At 54.4% G+C, this 656-nt stretch carries 1 pseudogene; it reads right to left on the bottom strand.

The annotated features are described in order from the left end of the window. Nucleotides 1–656, bottom strand: a pseudogene (locus RCF13_RS23815) (hypothetical protein); the annotation flags it as partial.

Raw genomic sequence — 656 nt, 5'->3', positions numbered from 1 at the left:
CGCGTAGATCAGCTTGTGCTTCGTCGCCCGGGGTGCGGTCAGCCGAAACCCGTGGATAGTGAAGCTCCTGTCACGGATCGTGAAGGAGCCCTCCGACGCATATTTTTCAAAGTGGTCGCGATAAACCTTGTTCAGCGACGTCTTGACGCCCGCGTCAATGATGTCGACCGAAGGACAGTCCGGACCCATCAAAACGATGATAAAATGCTCTGCGAGGCGTAACGCCAGCTGGTCTACATCGCGTGGGCATTCGTCGCTATAAGGGCGTTTGAAGTTTTCGAGCCGAATGACTGTTCTCGACGCCTGGCCTTCAGCCTGAGACAAGGACGCGAATTCTGGATCGTAGTTGAAGTCAAACGTGAAGCCTCGTCGCCAAAGAGTAACCTCGCCGCTATCCTCGGCTTCAAATATACTATCCACCCTGACCCGATCGAAAGCCTTGAGCCACATAAATCGCCCAAGTCCTTTACCGCCCCTATCATACTTGTGGTCCGAGTAAGCCGTGTTGAAGGATTCGAAATTATCGTCGTCGAACCCTACACCGGTATCTGTGATAACGAACCCTTTGACAGCTGGCGTCTCATCGGCGAACAGGCTAGGCTCCTCCCGCTCTACCTCGATCGTGATGCGGTGGTCGCGCCCAACCGTGGAATCTT

This window comes from Stenotrophomonas maltophilia group sp. RNC7, assembly GCF_030910085.1.
Taxonomy (GTDB): domain Bacteria; phylum Pseudomonadota; class Gammaproteobacteria; order Xanthomonadales; family Xanthomonadaceae; genus Stenotrophomonas; species Stenotrophomonas sepilia.
The sequence above is the reverse complement of the archived record's forward strand: the minus strand, read 5'-3'. Positions and strand labels throughout refer to the sequence as shown.